This is a genomic window from Candidatus Limnocylindrales bacterium, from assembly GCA_035626395.1.
Classification (GTDB): Bacteria; Desulfobacterota; Binatia; order UBA1149; family CAITLU01; genus DASPNH01.
The window spans coordinates 438,264-459,304 of record DASPNR010000030.1; the positions used below are offsets into that span (position 1 = coordinate 438,264).

Annotated in this window: 19 protein-coding genes; 12 read left to right on the forward strand and 7 right to left on the reverse strand. The window is 69.3% G+C overall.

The genetic code is table 11. From position 1 onward, the window contains the following. Window positions 1–26: 26 nt before the first annotated feature. Entirely contained in the window at window positions 27–1,658 is a 1,632-nt protein-coding gene (gene ggt, locus VEC57_11340) for a gamma-glutamyltransferase (GenBank protein HYB99712.1), read from the reverse strand. 64 nt (window positions 1,659–1,722) lie between these two features. Between ggt and VEC57_11345 the strand changes: the two genes are divergently transcribed. From VEC57_11345 to VEC57_11355, 3 genes are all read left to right on the forward strand, one after another. Beyond that, window positions 1,723–2,859 (forward strand): GNAT family N-acetyltransferase, encoded by a 1,137-nt coding sequence (locus VEC57_11345; GenBank protein HYB99713.1) that lies wholly within the window; start codon window positions 1,723–1,725, stop codon window positions 2,857–2,859. Between the two features lie 14 nt (window positions 2,860–2,873). Continuing rightward, window positions 2,874–3,170, forward strand: coding sequence for a hypothetical protein (locus VEC57_11350; protein HYB99714.1), 297 nt, complete (start codon window positions 2,874–2,876; stop codon window positions 3,168–3,170). Between the two features lie 233 nt (window positions 3,171–3,403). Further along, a complete protein-coding gene (locus VEC57_11355; GenBank protein ID HYB99715.1) occupies window positions 3,404–4,516 on the forward strand; it encodes an outer membrane beta-barrel protein in 1,113 nt (370 codons plus the stop codon). Window positions 4,517–4,532: 16 nt separating this feature from the next. On the opposite strand, the gene VEC57_11360 is transcribed toward VEC57_11355, so the two are convergent. After that, window positions 4,533–4,757, reverse strand: a complete 225-nt coding sequence (locus VEC57_11360) for a sulfurtransferase TusA family protein (GenBank protein HYB99716.1) — start codon at window positions 4,755–4,757, stop codon at window positions 4,533–4,535. A gap of 162 nt (window positions 4,758–4,919) precedes the next feature. Between VEC57_11360 and VEC57_11365 the strand changes: the two genes are divergently transcribed. The 5 genes from VEC57_11365 to VEC57_11385 all read left to right on the forward strand — a co-directional run bounded on the left by VEC57_11365 (window position 4,920) and on the right by VEC57_11385 (window position 10,365). After that, window positions 4,920–7,415, forward strand: coding sequence for a hypothetical protein (locus VEC57_11365; protein HYB99717.1), 2,496 nt, complete (start codon window positions 4,920–4,922; stop codon window positions 7,413–7,415). 322 nt (window positions 7,416–7,737) lie between these two features. Further along, on the forward strand, window positions 7,738–7,992 hold the full coding sequence (locus tag VEC57_11370) for a helix-turn-helix transcriptional regulator (protein HYB99718.1): 255 nt from the start codon (window positions 7,738–7,740) through the stop codon (window positions 7,990–7,992). A gap of 290 nt (window positions 7,993–8,282) precedes the next feature. Beyond that, entirely contained in the window at window positions 8,283–9,311 is a 1,029-nt protein-coding gene (dusB, locus tag VEC57_11375) for a tRNA dihydrouridine synthase DusB (GenBank protein ID HYB99719.1), read from the forward strand. Then, complete coding sequence (locus VEC57_11380; protein HYB99720.1) at window positions 9,308–9,979, forward strand: 6-carboxytetrahydropterin synthase; 672 nt, start codon at window positions 9,308–9,310, stop codon at window positions 9,977–9,979. The genes dusB and VEC57_11380 overlap by 4 nt, the downstream gene beginning before the upstream one ends. Then, complete coding sequence (locus VEC57_11385; GenBank protein HYB99721.1) at window positions 9,976–10,365, forward strand: hypothetical protein; 390 nt, start codon at window positions 9,976–9,978, stop codon at window positions 10,363–10,365. The genes VEC57_11380 and VEC57_11385 overlap by 4 nt, the downstream gene beginning before the upstream one ends. A 141-nt stretch (window positions 10,366–10,506) precedes the next feature. Here the strand turns inward: VEC57_11385 and VEC57_11390 are convergent, their stop codons facing one another. Beyond that, entirely contained in the window at window positions 10,507–11,832 is a 1,326-nt protein-coding gene (locus VEC57_11390; protein ID HYB99722.1) for an aminopeptidase P N-terminal domain-containing protein, read from the reverse strand. 79 nt (window positions 11,833–11,911) lie between these two features. Here VEC57_11390 and VEC57_11395 point away from each other — a divergent pair, with 79 nt between their 5' ends. Together VEC57_11395 and htpX are read left to right on the forward strand one after the other, a co-directional pair. Then, window positions 11,912–12,271 carry a hypothetical protein gene (locus VEC57_11395; protein ID HYB99723.1) on the forward strand — a complete coding sequence of 120 codons (360 nt, stop codon included), beginning with the start codon at window positions 11,912–11,914 and terminating at the stop codon, window positions 12,269–12,271. Between the two features lie 59 nt (window positions 12,272–12,330). Then, on the forward strand, window positions 12,331–13,170 hold the full coding sequence (htpX, locus tag VEC57_11400) for a zinc metalloprotease HtpX (GenBank protein ID HYB99724.1): 840 nt from the start codon (window positions 12,331–12,333) through the stop codon (window positions 13,168–13,170). Between the two features lie 15 nt (window positions 13,171–13,185). Here the strand turns inward: htpX and sppA are convergent, their stop codons facing one another. Beyond that, on the reverse strand, window positions 13,186–14,904 hold the full coding sequence (sppA, locus tag VEC57_11405) for a signal peptide peptidase SppA (GenBank protein ID HYB99725.1): 1,719 nt from the start codon (window positions 14,902–14,904) through the stop codon (window positions 13,186–13,188). A gap of 217 nt (window positions 14,905–15,121) precedes the next feature. On the opposite strand from sppA, the gene VEC57_11410 reads away from it, so the two are divergent. After that, the gene (locus VEC57_11410; protein HYB99726.1) at window positions 15,122–16,132 is read left to right on the forward strand and encodes a hypothetical protein; all 1,011 of its coding nucleotides are present in this window, start codon (window positions 15,122–15,124) and stop codon (window positions 16,130–16,132) included. A gap of 79 nt (window positions 16,133–16,211) precedes the next feature. Further along, window positions 16,212–16,454 carry a hypothetical protein gene (locus VEC57_11415; protein HYB99727.1) on the forward strand — a complete coding sequence of 81 codons (243 nt, stop codon included), beginning with the start codon at window positions 16,212–16,214 and terminating at the stop codon, window positions 16,452–16,454. Here VEC57_11415 and VEC57_11420 read toward each other — a convergent pair. The 3 genes from VEC57_11420 to VEC57_11430 all read right to left on the reverse strand — a co-directional run bounded on the left by VEC57_11420 (window position 16,354) and on the right by VEC57_11430 (window position 21,002). Next, window positions 16,354–17,244: a sterol desaturase family protein gene (locus VEC57_11420; GenBank protein HYB99728.1), complete on the reverse strand. Its 891-nt coding sequence runs from the start codon at window positions 17,242–17,244 to the stop codon at window positions 16,354–16,356. The genes VEC57_11415 and VEC57_11420 overlap by 101 nt on opposite strands. A 70-nt stretch (window positions 17,245–17,314) precedes the next feature. Beyond that, complete coding sequence (locus tag VEC57_11425; GenBank protein HYB99729.1) at window positions 17,315–18,703, reverse strand: trypsin-like peptidase domain-containing protein; 1,389 nt, start codon at window positions 18,701–18,703, stop codon at window positions 17,315–17,317. Window positions 18,704–18,833: 130 nt separating this feature from the next. Then, window positions 18,834–21,002 (reverse strand): VacB/RNase II family 3'-5' exoribonuclease, encoded by a 2,169-nt coding sequence (locus VEC57_11430; GenBank protein ID HYB99730.1) that lies wholly within the window; start codon window positions 21,000–21,002, stop codon window positions 18,834–18,836. Window positions 21,003–21,041 lie beyond the last annotated feature (39 nt).

The following is a 21,041-nucleotide window of genomic DNA, read 5'->3' on the forward strand; positions in this document are numbered from 1 at the left end:
GAGCGCACGCAGCGTGCCGTGTCCCGTCAGTAGCCTGCAGGCACGCCGCCCTTGCGCGAGTCGCTGGCCGCGCGCACCACGCGCCGGCCGTCCATGCCGACGGCCTCCACGGCGGTCACCGACGCCTTCGACGTCAGCGGCATGAGCTTGTGCCCGAGCCGGCGCAGGGACTCTTCCTGCGCATCCTCGACCGCCGGTTCGACCATGAGCAGCTCGGGCATCCACTGATGATGCACGCGCGGAGCGTCGACGGCCGCGCCGATGGTGCGGTCGAACTCGAGCACGCCCAGGAGCGTCTGCAGCGTGCTCGTGATGATGAGCGGGCCACCCGAGCCGCCGGCCACGATGCGCACGCGGTCGTCCTTCAGCACGATCGTCGGGGTCATGCTCGAGAGCGGACGCTTGCCGGGCGCGATCGCGTTGGCCTCGCTTCCGACCAGACCGAACGCGTTGGGAACTCCGGGCTGCGCCGAGAAGTCGTCCATCGTGTTGTTGAGGATGATGTCGTAGCCCGGCACCGAGACCATGCTGCCGAAGGCGGTGTTGACGCTGGTGGTCAGCGCCGCCGCGCCGCCGTCGGCGTCGATGACCGAGATGTTGCTCGTTCCGGCATCGCTTGCCGCCTGCACCGGCGGCGCCAGCTCGCGTGACGGGACGACCGCGTCGGGCTTGAGGCGCCGCCTCACACCCTCGGCGTGCTCGCGCGACAGAAGCCGCGCCAGCGGCACCGGCACGAAATCGGAGTCTCCGTAAAAGATGGCGCGGTCGGCGAAAACCGCCTTGCACGTCTCCGCCAGCAGATGCAGGTAGCCGGCGCTGCCCTGCCCGAGCTTTCGCAGATCGAACCCTTCGAGCACGGCCAGCGCCTGGGCCAGCACGCCGCCGCCCGAGCTCGGCGGCGGCATCGTGACGATGGTCGCACCGCGAAACTGCGCGCGCACCGGCTCGCGCTCGCGCACCTTGTAGGAGGCCAGGTCGGCGCCAGTCAGAATGCCGCCGCGCGCGGCGGCCGCCTCGACGACGGCGGCGGCCACTTCGCCGCCGTAGAACGGCTCGGAGCCGCTGGTGGCGAGCTTCTCGATTGTGGCCGCCAGCTGCGGCCTCTTCAGCGTCTCGCCGGCGCGCACCGGGCTGCCGTCCTCTTGCAGAAAGACGCGCGCGAGCCCCGGGTCGGCGGCCAGCTGGGCCTTCTGCGCTTCGATCATGCCGGCCAGGTGCGCTTCGACGACGAAGCCGTCGCGCGCCAGCCGAATCGCCGGCTCGGCCACCTTGGCCAGCGGCAGCCTGCCGTGCCGCTCGATGGCCAGCGCCAGCCCTGCAGGCTCGCCGGGAACCGCCACGGCAAGGCCGCCGATCTTGCTGGCGGCTGCATCCACCTTGCCGGTATCGTCGACGTACATGTCGCGCCGTGAGGCGGCCGGCGCCGCCTCGCGAAAATCCAGGACGATGGCTGCGCCGCGGCGCGCATCCCACGCAACGAGGAAGCCGCCGCCGCCGAGGCCGGACGAGGATGGATTGACCACGCCCGTTGCCAGAGCCGCCGCCACCGCCGCATCCACTGCATTGCCGCCGGCCTTCAGGATCTCCACGCCCGCCTCGGAGGCGAGGCGATGCTCGGCGGCCACCGCCCCGTGCTCGGCCTCGACGGTCGCCGCCACGCAGGGCACGGCGCTGAGCAGACTCAGACAGCAGGCGGACAACACGAGACGCGCCGTTGCGTGCATGGCCGTTAGCTACACGGAAAGCCCGCAGCGCGCCACGAGGCTTGCACTGAAAGCATCAGGGACGTATGCGCGCGGCACGGTGCAGGAGCCGGTCGAAAAGAAGTTCTACCTGGAAGACTTTCGCAATCGTGCGATCCTCTTCCACGTCGACGATGCGCGAGAGCTGGAAGCGGTGGCGGGCGACGTCCTGGCCGACCTCATCGACAACCCGACGCTGGTCATCGTCGTGGCGCGCCATTTCGCGCGCAAGAGACGCCCGGTTCGCGTTCGCCAGCGCGACGTCAAACGCGATCCGGGGGCGCTGGTTCCCGTCAGCGCGCGCCTCTTCGACGAGGACCGCGTGGACGTGCAGCGGCCTCGCGGGCTGTTCGGCGCGCGCGCGCTGGCGTTCTCGACGCTGCTGGCCTGCCGGCTCGGCGTCAGCAAAATGGTCGTCATCGATCCGCGTGGCGGCCTGGAAGGTCCGAGCGGCACGCGCTCGTTCGTGCACGCGGCCACGCTGGCGCGCCTGTGCCGATCCGGCGAGGACGTCGACGAATGGACCAGCGGCGAGCTGAGCGAGCTCCTGAGCGCGCTGCGACACGGCGTCGATGCGGTCAACCTCTGCACGCTCGAAGGCCTGGGCGAGGAGCTGTTCACCTACCAGGGCTCGGGCACGCTGCTGACCACCGAGGAGTACTGCACGGTCGCGCCCCTGGGCGTCGAGCATTTCCGGGAGGCCGAGCGCCTGCTGACGCGCGGGGAGCGCGAGGGCTTCCTGCTCGAGCGCACCGAGGAGCAGCGGCTCGAGCTTCTGCTGACCGGCTACGGCGCCTGGTTCGGAGGCACGCGCCTGGCCGGCGTCTGCGGCCTCGAGACCAATGACTACGCTCGCCAGAGGATCGGCGAGATCGTCGGCCTCTACACCATCACGCGTTTCCAGGGCGAGGGCGTGGGCGTCCGGATGGTCGAGTTCCTGGTCGACGTGGCGCGCCAGCGGCGCCTCAAGGGCCTGTTCGCCGCGACCTCCAGCCTGCGCGCCGCGGCATTCTTCCAGCGCCTCGGCTTCGAGCCGAGCACGCCCGAGCGCGTTCCCAAAGTGAAATGGGCCGGCCGACGCGGGCCCCTGCCGCTGGTGTTCTGGCGCGACCTGTAGAAAGGACCATGGCCATGGCGGGATATCTCAAGGGACTCGGCATTCTCCTGTGCGTGCTCGGCGTGCTGGGGACGGTGTACTGCGGCTGGGGCGTCTGGACCGACGAGGCCTACTACAAGGCTGCCCTGGCGATGGAGAAGTACCCGAACAACGTCCTGTACACGACCGAGCTGAAGATGGCCGAGCCGCGTCACATGCTCCTGCTCGCTGGCACGTTCGCCTCGGCGCCGATCGGCATCATTCTCGGGAGCATCTGCATCGGAATCTCGACGATCCTTGCCCGCCTCGGCGACGGCAGCGGACGCCGATAGCGCCCGATCTGCCGCGTTGCGCATCCCGTGCTCGCTCCGGCGGGCTTCGCGCCGTCCACGCCGTCGCGTGCTGCGCGCGTGCATGTCGGGCGTTGTGGGCGCCGGCGCACAGACGAACCCCCGCCTTGACCTCCGGCAGGTCGGCTGGCACTTTGAATCGTCGGTCGAGCTGTGTGGTGGGCGTGACGGGCGCCTGGTGGTGGAGTGGTTGCGGCGGAAGGGGCTCGCTTCTCATGAAAAAGTTCATCGCTTTGTTGGCGGCCGGTGCGCTCGCGACCGGCTCGTCTGCTTTGGCACAGGCCGATGAAGGCGGACCCAACCTGACCTTCGGCGCCTCGACGTCGTTCACCTTCGACTTCAACGATCCCGACCGGCCGCCGGGGCTGGCGGTGCAGCCGCAGAACGAGCGGCTGTACGCGAACATCGAGTCGGAGGAGTCGTTCAACATCGACCTGGTGCAGCTCGGCGTCAGCGGCACGCGCGGGCCGGTCAGCTACGGCGCCAAGGTCGACTTCGGCGACCTGGCCCGCTTCACCGGCGATGACGACGACGGCGACATCGGGCTGCAGGAGCTGTTCCTGGCCATCGACACCGGCTTCGTCACGGTCTCGGCGGGGCGCGTGCCCACGCCCATCGGCTACGAATCGCTGGAGCCGTGGTCGATCCCCAACATCAGCCATTCGCGCGCCTGGCTCTTCCAGCCCGTCAATCACGATGGGCTGGCGGTGTCGGGCGAGGTGGGGAACTTCTCGGGCATGATCGGCGTCGTCAACGGCTTTGCCGTCAACGATCCGGTCGGCAACAACATCGACGACGAGTACGGCATCATCGGCTATGTCGGCGCCGGAATCGCCGACACCAACCTGCGACTGTCGGGCATCTACAGCGAGGAGAGCGACCAGGCCGAGTTCATCGAGCTGAACCTGGTCGTCAGCGGCAACGTCGACCGCTTCCGCTATGGCGCCGAGACGACCTGGCTGGACGTGGAGACCGACGATCCGTTCGCACCGACGCCCCCTTTTCCGGCCCCGGTCCCCGATTCGCGCGTCTGGGACGTCACCGGCTACTTCGGCGGGACCTGGAGCGGCTTCAGCCTGGACCTGCGCCTGTCCTACACGCACGAGAACGACACCGACGCGACGCGCGCCGGCGCCACCGCCAACACCGGCATCTGGAGCGTGACCTCGACCGGCGGCTACGAGATCACCGATGGCGTCGTGTTCCGGGCCGAATACCGCGTCGACGTGGCCAGCGACGACGTCTTTCTCGACGAGGACGCGCCCAACGAGGACGTCGACCACGTCATCCAGGCCCAGCTCATGTGGACGCCCGCCATCGGCGACTGACCGCGTGGCCGCCGCGTCATTTCTCGATCAGAATCCGGATGTGGCCGCCCGCCCGCTCGACGGCCAGCACCACGTGCCCCTCGGCCTCGGCCGCCGCGGGCAGATCCCGCTCCGATCGAGGGTCGTCGACCAGGACCTCGAGGCAGGCGCGGGCCGGCAGGGCTTCCAGCGCCGTCTTCGCACGGGCCCAGTTTACCGGGCATTTCAGACCGCGAGCGTCGACCGTGAATTGGGCCGTCACCCGATGCGCCCTGAATGAGCGGTTCGGAGGCGCCCGCTCTGGCATCGCAAGTGAGCCCTTGCTAACCGGCTCCTCGGCTGGCTACCTATTAGTGTGGGGGAGGCGCCGGAGGGTGCCTTGCCATCCGCTGCTTTGAGTACTCGACAGAAGAGGAGAGTTTCCATGCGCGTCCAATCCCGTTTCCCCGTGGCGGCGCTGCTGGCCTGTACGCTCATCATGATGAGCGGAAGCCCGGCCGCTGCCCAGTTCGACGCGGCAGAATTAGCCTGCCGCGCCGCCGTCGCCAAGAACGGCACCAAATTGTCCAAGACCATTCTCAAGACGTTGGTCGGCTGCCACAAGGCGCGCGCCAAGGACGGCGCCCTTTCCGGCACCGACTGCAACGACATCGCCGTCGCCGACGCGGAGAAGGGGAAGGTTGCCGCCGCCGAGGCCAAGCTGACCGAGGCCCTGGCCGGCGCGAGCAGCAAGTGCGCGACCGTCGGGGATCCTTCCAACGTCCTCTACAACGAGTGCCCGGCGCCGTGCGCCGATAGCATCGACGACTTCTCCGACGTTGCTGCCTGCGTCATTTGCCTGGCGCGCGCCAATGCCGAAGGCTTCAGCGAGGAGACTCAAGGCACGCCCATGTCGCCGCTCAGCGGCGACTCGGCCAAGTGCCAGGCAGCGATCGGCAAGGCGGGATCCAAGCTCTACGACACCGTCCTCAAGGACGTGACCAAGTGCCAGGCCACCGCCGAGAAGCTCGGCGAAGACACCGTGACCAACTGCACGCAGACCTCCTTCCCCAGCACGAAGGTGATGGACGCGCAAGACGCGACCTACTCGGCCATTGCCGACGCCTGTGCCTTCGCAACCTTCTCCGACCTCGATTCGTGCGGCAACGGCAACGCTGCGGTGGCCCAGTGCGTAATCGACGCCGCCATCGCCGACGGCCAGGAGATCGTCACGCAGTTCCTGCAGCTCGGCGCGGGCAGCACGACGACGACCGAGAGTCCCACGACGACCACCGAGGGGCCGACCACGACCACGACGCTGCCGCCCACCGAGAGCCACCCGCAGTGCCCGGATCTCGGCCAGCTCGTGCTGTACTCGCAGGTCGTCGACAACGATTTCTGCGACGACGACGCCGATTGCGGCGGCGAGCCGTTCTTCTGCAACCTGTCGCTCAACAAGTGCTCCACCGTCACCGAGCTCGACAGCGGCTGGACCGGTCTGGCGCACGACTCCGACATCAACAACAACGTGCTGACGCGCGCCCGCCTGATCTGCGCCGGCCCGCCCAGCCCCGGCTGCGGCCAGTGCATCGTGGACGGAATCGATCCTTCGCCCGGCAACTGCCGGTGCAGCAACAACACGCGCACGATGTGCGACGAGCCGTTCTCGCCGGACGCCGACGACTGCGGCGGCGCCACCTGTGACTGCTACTTCGGCTCGCCGTTCCCGCTCTCGAGCGGCGGAACGCCGGCCTGCGTGGTCAACCGCTTCTCGCAGGACGTCTCGGGCACGGCCAACGTCGATACCGGCCAGGGTGCGATTACGGCGAACCTGCGTACCCAGGTCTTCCTGTCGGGTACCACCACGAACCCGTGCCCGCTGTGCGGCGGCAAGTGCTCGACCAACACGAGCGAGCCGTGCGATCGCGACAGCGACTGCGATCTGGGCGGCACGTGCATGCAGACCGACACGCCGCAGGACGGCATCCGTGACGGTCTGTGCATGGAAGGCCGCAACGCGGGCCAGGCCTGCGACATCAACGGCATCAACTCGTCATTCCCGGCCTACACGGATGGCGGCATCAATGCCGGAGCCGGTTACAGCCTGGACTGCCTGCCGGATACGGGCACGAACGTCTCGGGCGCGGGCCTGAGCATCAGCCTGACCCAGACCAGCGGCACCGACACGATGGACTTCAACGTGGATTGCGACGGTTCAGCGGCCGGCACGGCGCTGTGTCCGTGCAAGACATGCTCGAACGCGACATCCCAGCCGTGCAATTCGGACTCCGAGTGCACGGGCGCCGGAGCCTGCGCGCTGCAGACCAGCGGCACGCGCGACTGCAACAACAACACCGACTGCGCCAGCCGCAACGTCGGTACGTGTACGCAAATCGGCCGATGCTCGCAGGCGACTTCGCTTACGTGCACGACCAACGCCGACTGCCAGAACCGGAACGTGGGGCCGTGCAATCCGCCGACCTGCTCCAGCAACGGCGCCAGCGCCACGCTGCCCAAGCCCAATGACTGCACCGGCGGCGTCTGCAACGACGTCGGAGGCGGCGAGGGCGAGTGCGCGACCGGTCCCGACACCGGCTACTGCGACGGTGTCACCAAGGCCAACGGCGACGGCATCCTGACCTGCGACGACAACGCCGATTGTGCTCCGGATGCGGTGGGCATCGACGCCGGCGACTGCTCGATCTTCAAGCGGCGCGAATGCTTCCTCGATCCGATCGTGGCGCAGGGCGCGGCCGATACGCAGTTCCCGGTCGGCGCGGCCGCTTTCTGCATCCCGCCGACGTCCAGCCCGGCCATCAACAGCGTGGCCGGCCTGCCCGGACCGGGACGCGTGCGGAACCAGGCGGCCTCGGCAACGTTCTGCGCGAGCGACAACAACGTGCAGTACCAGCCGGGCGTCGGCGGTTGCCCAGCCCCGTAGCCGGTTATCCACAGATCGCTACGCCGCAAGCGTAGCCAGAGCCGAAAGCCCCGGCGCGCAACCAGCGCGCCGGGGCTTTCTTTTTGCGGCTTTGGCGCGGCGGGCGCCGTGGCTATGTCGCACCGACATATCGCCGAACTGGCGTGGGCTCGCTCACACGCCTATCGCTCGGGCGGCTTCGTGCACAGCGCGTATGACCGCGCAGCATATCGACGTGCAAACGCGCATCCGCCGCGCGAGCCGCTTGCATGCGCTCGCGTCATTGACGCTCAACCGGCGTGGTCGCTAAGGGAGGGGCACACTGACCGCAAGGGGAAATGCCATGAAGACTCGCCTCTCCAAGATTCTCTTCGACAAGGGCTGGACCGAGATGGAGCTGTCGCGCCGCACCGGTCTTGCACAGAGCTACATCAACCGCGTCAAGAACTCGCGCATCGTGCCCACGGTGCGAACGGCGATGCTGATCTGCCGCGCGCTCGAGGTGCCGGTGGAGGAAGCGTTCGTCTACGAGGAGAAGCCGTTCGGCGTCACGCGCAACGCGTACTTCGTGCGCTCCGGGGCGATGGCCGGAGAATGAGGCGGCTGCGCACGTTGCGGGAGGCGGCGGAGCGCCGCGTGCGGGCGGCGAGGGGCGCTCGCTGCCGCTTCCGGCCCGCGGTCGTGCCGCCGCCGGTGCGCGGAGGCGCTGCCCTGCCGCAGCACCGGTGGCGCAGCATCGCTTTCCTTGCCGCCGCGCCGCTGGCGCCGCGAGCCTCTTCGACCATCTCCGGTCCCCGGCCGGCCGTGTCCGAAGGAATCGATGCAGGCGGTAGCCTTCGGGGCGTTCTGCGATAAACTGGCGGACCAGCCGTCGCCGAGCGGCCTCCCATGAGCCAGTCGCAGCTTCTCAAGCCATTGCAGATCGGGTCGGTGACGACCCGCAACAATCTGATCCTGTCACCGATGTCGGGCGTCACCGACTCGGCGTTCCGACGCACCGTGCTGCGCGCGAGCGGGCGCTCGGTGGGCCTGCTGGTCAGCGAGTTCATCGCCGCCGAAGGCCTCTCGCGCGACAATCCCAAGACCAAGGCCATGCTGCGCTACCTCGAGTGCGAGCGCCCGATCTCGATCCAGATCTTCGGCGCCGACGTCGATCGCATGGTGCGTGCGGCGGTCATGGTCGAAGAGGCCGGCGCCGACATCCTCGACATCAACTGCGGCTGCCCCGCGCCCAAGGTGGTCCGCCGCGGCGGCGGCGCGCAGCTCATGCGCACGCCCGAGCAGCTCCGCGACATCATTCGGGCGATCCGCCGCGCCATCTCGATTCCCGTGACGGTCAAGATCCGCTCGGGCTGGGACGATGCCAACCGCAACGCCCTCGACATCGCACGCATCGTCGAGGACGAGGGAGCGGCGATGCTGGCGGTGCATCCGCGCACGCGGCTGCAGCTCTACAGCGGGACGCCGGACTGGGATCTCATCGGCGAGATCCACCGGCGCCTGAAGATCCCGGTGGCCGGCAGCGGCGACATCGTCGATCCGCAGCGCGCGCTCGATCGCATCGCCGGCGGCTACTGCGACGCGGTCATGATCGGGCGCGGCGCCATCGACGAGCCGTGGATCTTCGCGCAGATCGACGCGCTCGATCGCGGCGCACCGGTGCCGGAGGCGACGGCCGACGATCGCGCGGCGCTGCTCAGCTACTTCCGCCGCGCGCTCGAGGAGACGCGCGAGGAGCGGTCCTATCTTGGACGCCTGCGAGGGCTGGCGTATCGCATGGCCAAGGGCGTACCGGGCGGCTCGGCCGCCCGCCGCGCGCTCAGCGACGCGCGCACCGCCTCCGACATCGAAGGCGTCTTCCGCGACTTCATCCTGGACGGCCGCCGCTTCGAGGACCGTCTCGCGCACGTGGCATGAGCGCCACGGTCCCGCCGCAGTACCGCGCAGGCGCCGGCGTGGGCGCATCGCCAGGCGATGCGCGGCCGGCTGCGGGGCACGGCGCGGCTTCGAGCGATGCGACGGGTGCGGAGAGCGGCGGGCCTTCGCGCACTGCGGCTGCTGCGGGGCACGGGCCGCCGGCGGGCGAGCGCCCGGCGGTTGCCGGACACTACGAAGTCTTCGTGTCCAAGGACTCGTTCAAGTTCAACGCGGCGCACTTCATCGCCTATCCCGGCTTTCGCGAGCGGCTGCACGGGCACAACTACCGCGTCTCGGTGCGGCTGGAGGGGCCGGTCGGAGGCGACGGCTACGTCGTCGATTTCGGCGAGATCAAGCGCGCGGCCACGGCCGTTTGCCGCCAGCTCAACGAGCGGGTGATCGTGCCCATGCAGAGCGACGTGCTCGCCATCGAGCGCGACGGCGGCCAGGTGATCCTCGTCTGCGAGGACGGCGCGCGCTTCAGCTTTCCCGAAGACGATTGCGCGCTGCTGGAGATCCGGCACTCGTCGGCCGAGGAGCTGGCCGCGTTCATCTGTCTGCGGCTGCGCGCGGAGCTGCCGCTGCTCGCGCAGCGCGGAGTGGCCTGGCTGCAGGTTGGCGTGGCCGAGGCGCCCAATCAGGAAGCACGCTACAGGATCGATCTGTGAGGCCGGCAGGCGCGGTTGGTGCGACAACCGGCGACGGATTGCACCAGAGCCGCGCCGGCCGCTGGCAGCGCGGCGCCGGCATCGATGTCGCAGCGACGACGCTTCGCCTGCGCCTTGCCGCGGCGGCCATGCTGATGCTGCTTGCAGCGTGCTCGCGGCCGCTGCCCGAGGAGAACGGGCCGGATGCCGCTCTGTACGCCGCGCGCTGCGGCACCTGTCACCTGGCGCACCATCCCTCGGCGCTGACCGCACCGATGTGGGACGTGATGGTCAGGCGCATGGACATCGAGCTCCAGCGCCGCGGCATGCCGCCGCTGGTCGATCCCGAGCGCAGCCGGATCCTCGCCTACCTGAGCCGGCACGCCAGCGGCGCGCCAGCGCAGTAGCACCCGGCGCGCGCACACCGGCCCGGCTGCGCAGTCGCTCGCCGTACCCGTCGCGGTGGCGGCAGCTGAGCGTTTCATCCCGCGGCCGCGCGGCACGGGCACCCAACGCATGTCGGATGGTCTTCGGCGCGGCGTTGGAGGCTACGCCAGCGCGCGGCGCCGCACGCGCTCGATGTCCGCCCGGTCCTTGGGCGCGCTGCCGGTCAGGATCTCGTGGCCCGAGTCGGTGACGAGGACGTCGTCCTCGATGCGGATGCCGATGCCGTGCCACCGCTGGTCGACCTCGGCATTGGCGCGAACGTACAGGCCCGGCTCCACCGTCAGCACCATCCCCGGCTCCAGCGTCCGCGACGCGTCGCCGACGCGATACGCGCCGGCATCGTGCACGTCCATGCCGAGCCAGTGGCTGGTGTTGTGCATGTAGAACGGCTGGTGCGCATTCTTTTCGATGCATTCGTCGAGCGTGCCCTGCAGCAGCCCGAGGTCGAGCATGCCCTGCGTCAGCACTCGCACGGCCGTCTTGTGCACCGACTCGATGGTCGCGCCGGGACGGATCGCGTCGATCGCGGCGAGCTGCGCCGCCAGCACGAGGTCGTAGAGCTCGGCCTGCGCCTTCGAGTAGCTCGCGCCGACCGGGAACGTGCGCGTGATGTCGGCGCAGTAGCCGCCGTACTCGCCGGCGGCATCGATGAGGATGAGCTCGCTGTCGGCCAGCGCCTTGTCGTTGCGCGTGTAGTGCAGGATGGTGGCGTCGGCCCCGCCGGCGCAGATGCTGCCGTAGGCGGGCCCGGTGCAGCCGCCGAAGCGGAAGTCGTGCTCGAGCTGCGCCTGCACCTGATACTCGGTCATCGATGGACGAAGGGTCTCGACGATGCGCGCGTGCGCCTCGCCGCTGATGCGGCCGGCAGTGCGCATCAGCTCGACCTCCTCGGGGCGCTTGCGCAGGCGATGCTCGGCCAGCAGCGGCGTGGCTTCGGCGACGACGATCGCGTCGCCGCCCTTGCGCGGGCGCTCCAGGTTGGCCTGATGCACGGCGGCCAGCACCTTCTGATTCACGGCCGGGTCGGGGCTGTAGGAGTAGTAGAGCCTGCTTGCCTGACGAAGGTGCTTGAGCAGCACCTCGTAGGTCTTGTCGAGCGTATGGGCATGGTCCGCGCCGTACACGTCGCGCGCGCCTTCGACGCCGGCGCGGCGGCCGGTCCAGATCTCGCTGTGCTCGTCGCGCGGGCGGACGCACAGCGTGAAGCCGTCCTCCTCGCCGCCGTGCGAGGTCAGCAGCAGGGCCGCCGGCTCCTCGAACCCGCAGAGATACCGGATGTTGGTCTCGGGGCGGTACGGATAGTGGACGTCGTTGGCGTAGAGCGCCTCGGGCGTTTCGGGCAGGAAGAGGACGGCGCCGGAGAGCTGTTCGCGCACCTTGCGTCGACGTTCCTGGAAGGCGGCGGGCTGCGGGCCGTGCAGTGTCATGTGGGGAGCCTAGAAGAAAAGCCGCGGGCGGGCCAATAATGCGAGGAGCGCGCCGGCCGACGGCGAAGGAGCGAGCGACGTGGCTTCATCGAGCAAGGAACGACAGTGGGCGATGGAGAGCTTCCTGACGCGGCTGGACGAGCTCAAGACCGTGCTCGGAATCGACGTCACCCCGACGCTCGAGCGCGCGCGCGCCGAGCTGCAGGCGGGTACCGCCGCGCGCGATCGCGGGGAGGTCGATCAGGCCTCGGTCCATCTGGCCAAGGCGATGGCCGAGATCGCCACCCTCGGCGACCGCCTCGGCGAGCAGGAGGGCGCGCTCATGCGCGGGCTGACCGCCGAGTTCATCAAGGGGATGGCCCGCGGCGACCAGGACAAGATGGAGCGGACGCTGGATGCGATCCAGGCGCGGTCGGGGACGCCGAAGGAGAAGGGGTAGGTCCATCGAGGGGCGAGAACCTTGCTCCGGCGCGCGTCGATCTTACAATCTGGACCACTATGGGAAGCTACGTAAAGACAGCCGTTCTTCTCGGCGCCCTCAGCGCCATTCTCCTCCTCATCGGGCAGGCGATCGGCGGGCAGGGCGGCATGATGGTCGCGTTCGTCTTCGCCGTCGTGATGAACTTCGGCTCCTACTGGTTCTCCGACAAGATCGTCCTGCGCATGTACCGCGCGCAGGAGGTGGGCGCCGACCACCCGCTCTACGTGATGGTGCAGAACCTGGCGCGGCAGGCCTCGCTGCCGATGCCGCGCGTCTACATCATCCCCACCGACGCGCCCAACGCCTTTGCCACCGGCCGCAACCCCAGCCACGCTGCCGTTGCCGCCACCGAGGGCATCCTGCGAGCGCTGACCCGCGAAGAGCTCGAGGGCGTGCTCGCGCACGAGCTGGCGCACGTCCAGCACCGCGACATCCTGATCCAGTCGATCGCCGCGACCATCGGCGCCGCCATCATGATGCTGGCCAACATGGCCCAGTGGAGCGCGATGTTCGGCGGTTTCTCGCGCAGCGACGACGAAGAGGGCGCCAATCCGATCGCGCTTCTGGCAACGGCGATGCTGGCGCCGCTGGCGGCCGGCATCGTGCAGGCCGCGATCTCGCGCTCGCGCGAGTTCGCAGCCGACGAGGGCGGCGCGCGCCTGTGCCGCAACCCGCGCGGCCTGGCCACCGCGCTTCAGAAGATCGAGGCGATCGCGCAGCGCGTGCCGATGGATGCCAATCCCGCCACCGCGCACCTGTTCATCGTCAAGCCGTTCTCCGGTCGCGGAATGATGAACCTCTTCAGCACGCACCCGCCGACCGAGGAGCGCGTCGCACGCCTCCTGGCCATGCGCTGACCGCATTCCCTCCGGTCACTCGATGACGGGGACGCCGGCGAGGACGGCCTGGACGCCGGGCTCGAGGGCCAGCACCGTTTCGAGATCGCCGAGGCGGCGCGTGATCTCCTGCACGAGCGGCGGCTGCAGGCTCTGCGCGGCCTGGGCGCGGCCTGCCATGAGACGCTCGCTGAGGCCGCCGCCCTTGGGATAGTGGACGACGCGCACCTTGTCCGCGTCGTGAATTCCCGCCGCGGCGGCCGCGGCGCGAATCGCATCGTTGAGGCCGCCGATCTCATCGATCAGCCCGCGCGTCAGCGCCTGCTGCCCGGTCCACACGCGCCCGCCGCCGATCTTGTCCACTGCCGCCGCATCGATCTTGCGCCCGGCCGCAACGCGGTCGAGGAACAGCTGATAGATGCCGTCCATCTGCCGCCGCACCACGGTCAGCTCTTCCTCGTCGAACGACTTGTCGACGTCCATCAGGCGCGCGTAGCGGCCGCGCGACAGCGTTTCGGTGTGGATGCCCACGCGGTCGAGCAGACCCGAGACGTCGGGCTTGAACAGCACGACGCCGATCGAGCCGGTGATGGTGCCGGGAGAAGCCAGGATGCGATCGGCGGCCGAGGCGATGTAGTAGCCGCCGGAGGCGGCAACGTCGCCGAGCGAAGCGATCACTGGCTTGGCCTTGGCCGCCTCGCGCAGTTGCAGCCAGATCTCATCCGATCCCGACGGCGATCCGCCGGGGCTGGCAACGCGCAACACGATCGCCGTGATCGATTCGTCTTCGGCTGCATCCTCGATGGCTTCGGCAATCGAGCGTGATCCCATCGCGTTTGCGCTGCCGCGCGGCGACTCGCCGGTCTGAATGGCACCGGCCGCATGCACGACGGCGATCCTCGGCCCGTCGCCGATGCCGAGCGATGCCAGCGAAACGCCCTCGTAGTCCGACTCGTCCACCACCGGCGCCTTCTTTCCGTCCTTGCCGAGGTCCAGCAGGATCTCGCCGCGGCTCTTGACTCCGTCGGCCAGGCCCGCCGTCACCAGATCGTGCGGCCGGCTCGGGCAGCGGTCGGCCAGCGCCTGCACCTCGGCCACGGTCAGGTTGCGCGCCGCCGCCAGCGTCTGCACCAGGTGCGAATGCGCGTCGTCGAGCAGGGCGTCGGCCATCTCGCGGTGCGCTTCCGACATGCTCTCGCGCGACAGCTGATCGCCGGCGCTCTTGTATTCGCGGATCTGCTCGACCTGCATCTTCAGGTCGACCTTGGGCCAGACGCCGCCGAGAAAGACGAAGTGCGCCGCAAGGCCGTTGAACAGCGCGTCCGTGGCGGGCGCGACGTAGACCTTGTCGGCCACCGAGGCGAGGTAGAGCTCCTTGTTGGCGGGCGCCATCTCGACCTCGACGAGCGCGATCACACGCTTGCCTTCGGCCTTGACGAGCGAGAGCGCGTTGCGGATCTCCTGGGTCTGCGCCCAGCCGGCATCGAGCGATCCCACGCGGGCGACGACGCCGCGGATGCGGCCGTCGTAGCGAACCTTCTTCAGCGAGTCGAGGACGTCGGTCAGGGTGCGGCGCTGCGAAACCAGGCGGCCCAGCAGGCCCGAGGGACGCGCTTCGCTGTAGTCGCCCGAGATGTCGAGGTCCAGGTAGCTGTCATCGGCGATGTCGGGGCCGGCCAGCCAGAACCAGGCGCTGAAGGCCAGCGAGCCGAGCAGCAGCAGTCGCACTCCCCATTTGATACGGCGCCCTAGCATGGCTTCGCTCCCCCGTTCATCACGCTTGCGGCAGCACGCTCGCCGCGGCGGAGCGTCCGGATCGACGCTTCGCCGCCAGCCACGGCGTCGCGGCCGCTGCAGCGCGGTGCATGCGCGAGGCAGGCGGCGGGGTCGCCGCGACCGGCCAGATCGCTGCGCGCAGGCCGCGGTAGCTTGGCATTTTGCCGGAATAGAGCAACGGTCGCGGCCCTTGCTCATGCCTGATTTCGCGCACGCCTACAGCCTCTGGATCGGCGGCGAGGAGGAGCCTCGCGAGACCTTCGCCCGCGACCTTCGCATGCTGCTGCGCTGCAGCGAAGAAGGCCGCGGCCATGCGCGCCTGTGGCGTGCGTCGGCGCCGTCGCTGAGCCTCGGCAGATTCCATCGACGCGCAGCCGGCAGCGCAGCGCTGGCTCGCCGCTTCTCCGGCGGCCGCATCGTCCCGCTCGGGCCGGGCGTCCAGTGTCTGACGCTGGCCGTGCCGAGCGTGGACTGGCTCGATCCGGCAACGACACCGCTGCGGCCGGACCAGGTGCTGAACCGAGCGCTGCGTCCGCTGCTCGAGGTGCTGCGCGCCATCGGCGTCGACGTCTTCTATCCTGGACGCGATCTGGTCACGGCGCGTGGCCGGGCGCTCGCGCACGCTTCGTTCACCGTGATGCGCGACGGCGCGGCCCTCATCGAGATGCATGTCGCGCAGGCCACATCGTTCGCGGTGTTGCCCGCGTATCTTTCGAGATTCGATCCCGCCGGCGTTGCAGCGGCCGATATGGCATCGATGGAGTCGGCCGTCTCGCTGAGCGAGCTGGGCATCGAGGCGATGACCCAGGAGCAGTGGGCGGACAGGCTGGCCGCGATCATGGCAGCCGCTCTGGAAGAGCGCGCGGCGACCGGCACGCAGATCACGGAGGCCGACGAGTCGGCGTGGGCCGCTCATCAGGATGAGCTGGGGCCGGCGCCGCCGGGCTCCGCCATCGCCGCCATGCCTTCGATGCTCGGGGTGGTCGAATGCTCGGCGACGCTGCAGGGCGACCGGCTGCGCCAGCTGCGCATCAGCGGAGACGTCATCGCACCGTTCCATACGCTCGACGATCTGGCCGCCGAGTGCGAGGGCCTGCCGTTCAGGCTGCCCCAGGTGCGACGCGTTCTGGCGCGGGTACTGTCGCAGCCTCGAAGTTTCGTCCTGGGCGTGACGAACCTCGATGAGCTGATCGGGCGGCTGGCGTAGCGGGAGCGGCACGACTCGCCGCGCCGTTCATGGCAGCGTACGACATCCGCGGCCGCCGCGCCGAGCGGGCAGGAGCATCATGGCCGACGACGCACAGGTCAAGCAGCATCTTCTCGAACAGGTCGCCGAGACGCACGAGCGCTTCATCGAGCTCATGAACGAGCGGCTCGACGAGGTCGGCCGCCGTGAAATCGAGCTCTACCTGGGCGTCATCGGCAAGCTTACGGGCAAGCTCGAGAATCGAGGCAAGGATCTTCGCAGCATCGCCCAGGAGATGTTCGCGGAGGTCGCGTCGCTGGTGATGGCGGAGCTGGGGCGCTGAACGGCATCGCCAGCAGGCTCCTCGTGGTCTGCATCGTCTGGTCGTCGCAGCCGTCCAGGCCGTACTCGATCTGCAGGCCGCGCACTGCCGGCGTGCAGGTTCCAAAGAGCCGGTCGAAGAACGAGAAGATGTTGCCGTAGTTCGTGTCCGTCTCCTCGACGCGGCGCGAGTGATGGACCTTGTGGTAGTTGGGCGAGGCCGTCACCAGCGAAAGCGCGTTGTCCAGCCACAACGGCAGGCGGATGTCGGCATGCTCGGCCAGGCCGTTGAGCGCCGACCACGCCCGGTAGATGGCGAACGCCGCCGGCGGCGCGCCGAGAGCGACCGCGAAAGCTCCCATGAACGCGTAGCGGATCACGCCTTCGCCCGGATGCTGGCGAATGGTCGTGGTGACGTCGAGCGCAGGATCGGAGTGATGCACGCGGTGGAAGCGCCACAGCGCCGGCACCTTGTGCATGGCGACGTGTGCGACGTAGAACGAGAAGTCGAGCCCGATCACGGTCAGTGCCGCCGCGGCAACGGCGCCCAGGCCGAGCCAGTGCGCCAGGCCGAACTGCCGGCTTGCCAGCCACGCAAGCATCAGGACGAGCGCGGTGTTGAAGAAGAGGTTGGTGGCGAACGTGATGCCCGTCAGCGTCAGGTTGGGGGCCAGGTGAACACGGTTCCAGCGGCCGCGGCCGCGCAGCGGGATCGCGGCTTCGAGCAGCGCCAGCGCCGCCATGACGATGAGGATGGTCGCGATGGCCGGCAGGTTGCCGGCCAGGGTGGCGGTGAAGTCGGCGTTCGGCATTCGTTCCTCCATGGTTTGCAGGAGGAACGCACGAGGGGCCGGCCGCGTTACACGGCTGCGCGCTTTCGCGTCATTGCCCCAGCGGCACCGCCACCCGGTAGATGCGCCGACCGCGAAGGACCGACAGCAGCAGGTTGCGGCTCCCGCGGGCGGAGGCCATCTGCTTGCGGAAGCTCTCGGCGCTGACGACGTCGCGGCCGCCGATGCCGACGATGATGTCGCCCGGCTCGAAACCGATCTTTGCGGCGGGGCTGCCGCGCCGCACGCGAGTGACGCGTGCACCGTCGTCCTGGCCGGCGTCGGCAACCTCCAGGCCCACCTTGTCCCAGGCGAACGAATCGATGAGCCGCGCCGGCAGCGGCGAGATCGTCAGCTCGACCACGCGCTCCTGGCCATCGCGCAGCACCGTCAGCGGCAGCCTCTCGCCGGCGGCCAGCCCGCGCACGTTGCCCTCGTAATCGGCCGAGTTGCGGATCGAGTTGCCGCGCACGCGCGTGATGATGTCGCCGGCTTCGATGCCGGCAACGGCCGCAGGGCTTCCTTCCTCGACGCTGGTGACGACGACGCCGGTGCCGGGCCGCACGCCCAGGTGCGAGGCCACCTGCCCGGTGATGTTCTGCGTCTGCAGCCCGAGCCACGTCGGCAGCACCGAGCCGTGCGTCAGGATCTGATCGACGACGTTGCGCACGCGCCAGACCGGGATCGCGAAGCCGATGCCCTGCGCCTCACGATGGATAGCGGTGTTGATGCCGATCAGCCGCCCGTTGATGTCGAGCAGCGGGCCGCCCGAGTTGCCGGGATTGATGGAGGTGTCGGTCTGAATGATGTCCTGGTAGGTGATCTCGCTGGTCTGCAAGGTTCGGCCGATGGCGCTGACCACGCCGGTGGTGACGGTGTGGTCGAGCCCGTAGGGGTTGCCGATGGCGATGACGGTCTCGCCGATGAGGATCGAGTCGTCGGTGCCGATGGGCAGATAGGGAAGATCGGCGTCCGCGTCGATCTTCAGAACCGCAAGGTCGAAGTCGGAATCGCCGCCGATGAGCTCGGCCTCGAACTCGCGGTTGTCGGCCAGCACCACCTTGATGGTATCGCCGCCGACGATGACGTGCTGGTTGGTGATGACGGTGCCGTTGCCGTCGACGATCACGCCCGAGCCCTGCGACAGGCGCGCGCGCTGGTTGCCCCGCCGCGGCGCCCGGAAGTAGTCGCCGAAGAACTGGTCGAAGAACGGGTCGCCGGTCATCGGGTATTGGAAGCCGCCGGCGCTTCCCTCCGTGTAGACGCCCACCACCGCCGGGGCGACGCGCTCGACGGTCCTGACGATGGCGGAGCGGCGCAGGTCGTCGGTGACGTGACGCTGGGCGGTCGCTGCTTGCGGCGCGAGCAGCGGCGCTGCCGAAAACAGGCACGCACAGAGGAGCCGGAGGCCGGCCCGGCTGCGAAGGCATCGTGTGTCCATTCGTGTGTGTCCCGTCCTTGCGTTTCTCGACGCGGCCGAAACCTGGAAATTCATCGATTGCCGAAGCGTGCGCAGAGGTGCTGGCCACACTGGGTCACGGCGCGCGGTCGCTGCGGCACACGATGCCTCGTCACGCCGGCTCCAGCTCGATGCGGCGGGCGGCCAGGTCGAGCGCCGCCACGCGCACCTTGACCTTCTGCCCGATGCGGATGACCGCATCGGAAACGCGGCTTTGCAGCTCCATGCGCTCGGAGACGAAGTCGAAGTACTCGCGCAGGCGGCCGATGTGCACGAAGCCTTCGACGAACGCCACGTCCAGCTCCACCCAGTAGCCGTATTTGTCGACTCCGCTGACCGTTCCGGTGACGCGCCGGCCAAGGAAGCGCTCCATGTACAGCACGCCGGCGGCGGAGGCGATGTCGCGCTCGGCCTCCATTGCGCGTCGCTCGCGCTGCGAGGTGTGCGTGGCCACGGGCGGGAGCGCCTCGTGGGATGGCACCGCGGCGATGGGGTCGGGCGAAGAGCGCTGCGCCGCCGCCTCCACCGCCAGCAGCGCGCGGTGCGCGACGATGTCGGGGTAGCGCCGGATCGGCGACGTGAAATGCGTGTAGCACTGGCTGGCAAGGCCGAAGTGGATTGCCTTCTCGGCCGAGTAGCGTGCCTGCTTCATCGTACGCAGCACCATCTTGTTGAGCTGCAGCGCCGCATCGGTCTTGTCGGCCTGCTCGAGAAGCTGCTGGAACATCTTCGGCTCGACCACCGCGCCGTCGTGCTCGAGCCGCAAGCCCAGGGGCTTGAGGCGCGTGACGAGCTGGTCGATGGCGTCCTCGTCGGGCGCCTCGTGGATGCGGTAGAGGAAAGGCGCGCCGGCGCGGTCGATGCGCTCGGCCACCGCCTCGTTGGCCGCGAGCATGAATTCCTCGACCAGGCGGTGCGCGAACAGGCGAGGGCGCTTGTGGATGTTGCGCACGTCGCCGCGCTCGTCGAGCTCGACGACGGCCTCGGGCAGATCCATGTCGATGGCGCCGCGAAGGTAGCGCCGGTGGCGCAGCAGGTCGGCAAGGCGCGCCATCTCGACGAGGTTCTTGCGGACCTCGGCGCTGATGCCGCGCGCCAGCTCGTTCTCGACCTGCGGCGGCACCTCGAGCTTCTCGGCGCGCGCCTCCTTGGACGGCACGAAGCCTTCGGTGTCGAGCACCGACTGCACGGCCTCGTACGTCAGCGAGGCCACGCTGTGGATAACGGTGCGCGCGAAGGTCGCGCCGCGCACGCGGCCCTTGAGGTCGATGTCGAGGAACGCGCTTACGGCCAGGCGATCGACGCCGGGGTGGAGGCTCGCCAGGTCGCCCGAGAGGCGCTCGGGCAGCATCGGCACCGACTGTCCCGGGAAGTAGACGCTGGTGGAGCGCTCGTACGCTTCCATGTCCAGCTGCGTGCCGGGGCGCACGTAATGCGAGACGTCGGCGATCGAGATGATGAGGCGGTAGCCGCGTTCGCTGACCTCCAGGCTCATCGCATCGTCGTGGTCCTTGGCGTCGACCGGATCGACCGTCATCGTGAGCGTGCCGCGAAGGTCGATGCGGCCTTCGACATCGGCCTCGGTCGGCTCGGCGAACGCCTCGGCTTCGGCGATGGCGGCGTCGGAGAACTCTTTCTCGATGCCGAGCGTCAGGCAGATCGAGCGGATCTCGGTCTCGAGCTTGCCGACCTCGCCGAGCACTTCCTCGACGCGCACGGTGATGTCGCGGTGCGAGGCGGGATACTCGACGATGCGCGCCGAGACGACCTGGCCCGGCGGCGCCGGCGGCGAGTCGGGCGCGAGCAGCACGAGGTAGGGGCCGATGCGCTCGTCCATCGGCAGCAGGCGGCCGGGCGCCTTGGGCGCGGCAACGCCGAGGATGGTGGTGCGACCGCGCTCGACGATGCGATGGATCTTGGCGCGATAAAGGCCGCCGCGCGAGAACGGCGTCGGCTCCACCAGCACGCGGTCGCGGTCCATCGCCGGGCGCAGGTTGCTGCGGTCGATGGCAAGCGGCGCATCGGGAACGTCCAGGATGACGAGCGCGCCGCCGGCGCGGTTGATCTTGACGCGGCCGGTGAGAAGGCCCGAGCGCTCGGCCAGCGCGATGCGCTTGCGCGGAAGGCGCACGATCTCGCCGTCGCGCTCGAGCACCGAGACCGCACGCTCGAGCTCGCGCTGCGAGCTGCCGATGGATCGCTTCAGCTGCTCGATCGTCGCCGCAGAGCGCTTCGCATTCTGCAACGCCTGCAGCACCCGATCCTCGAGCGAGCTACGCATGGGCAGGCGTGGAGCCGGACGTCGAGATCAGGGTTCTCG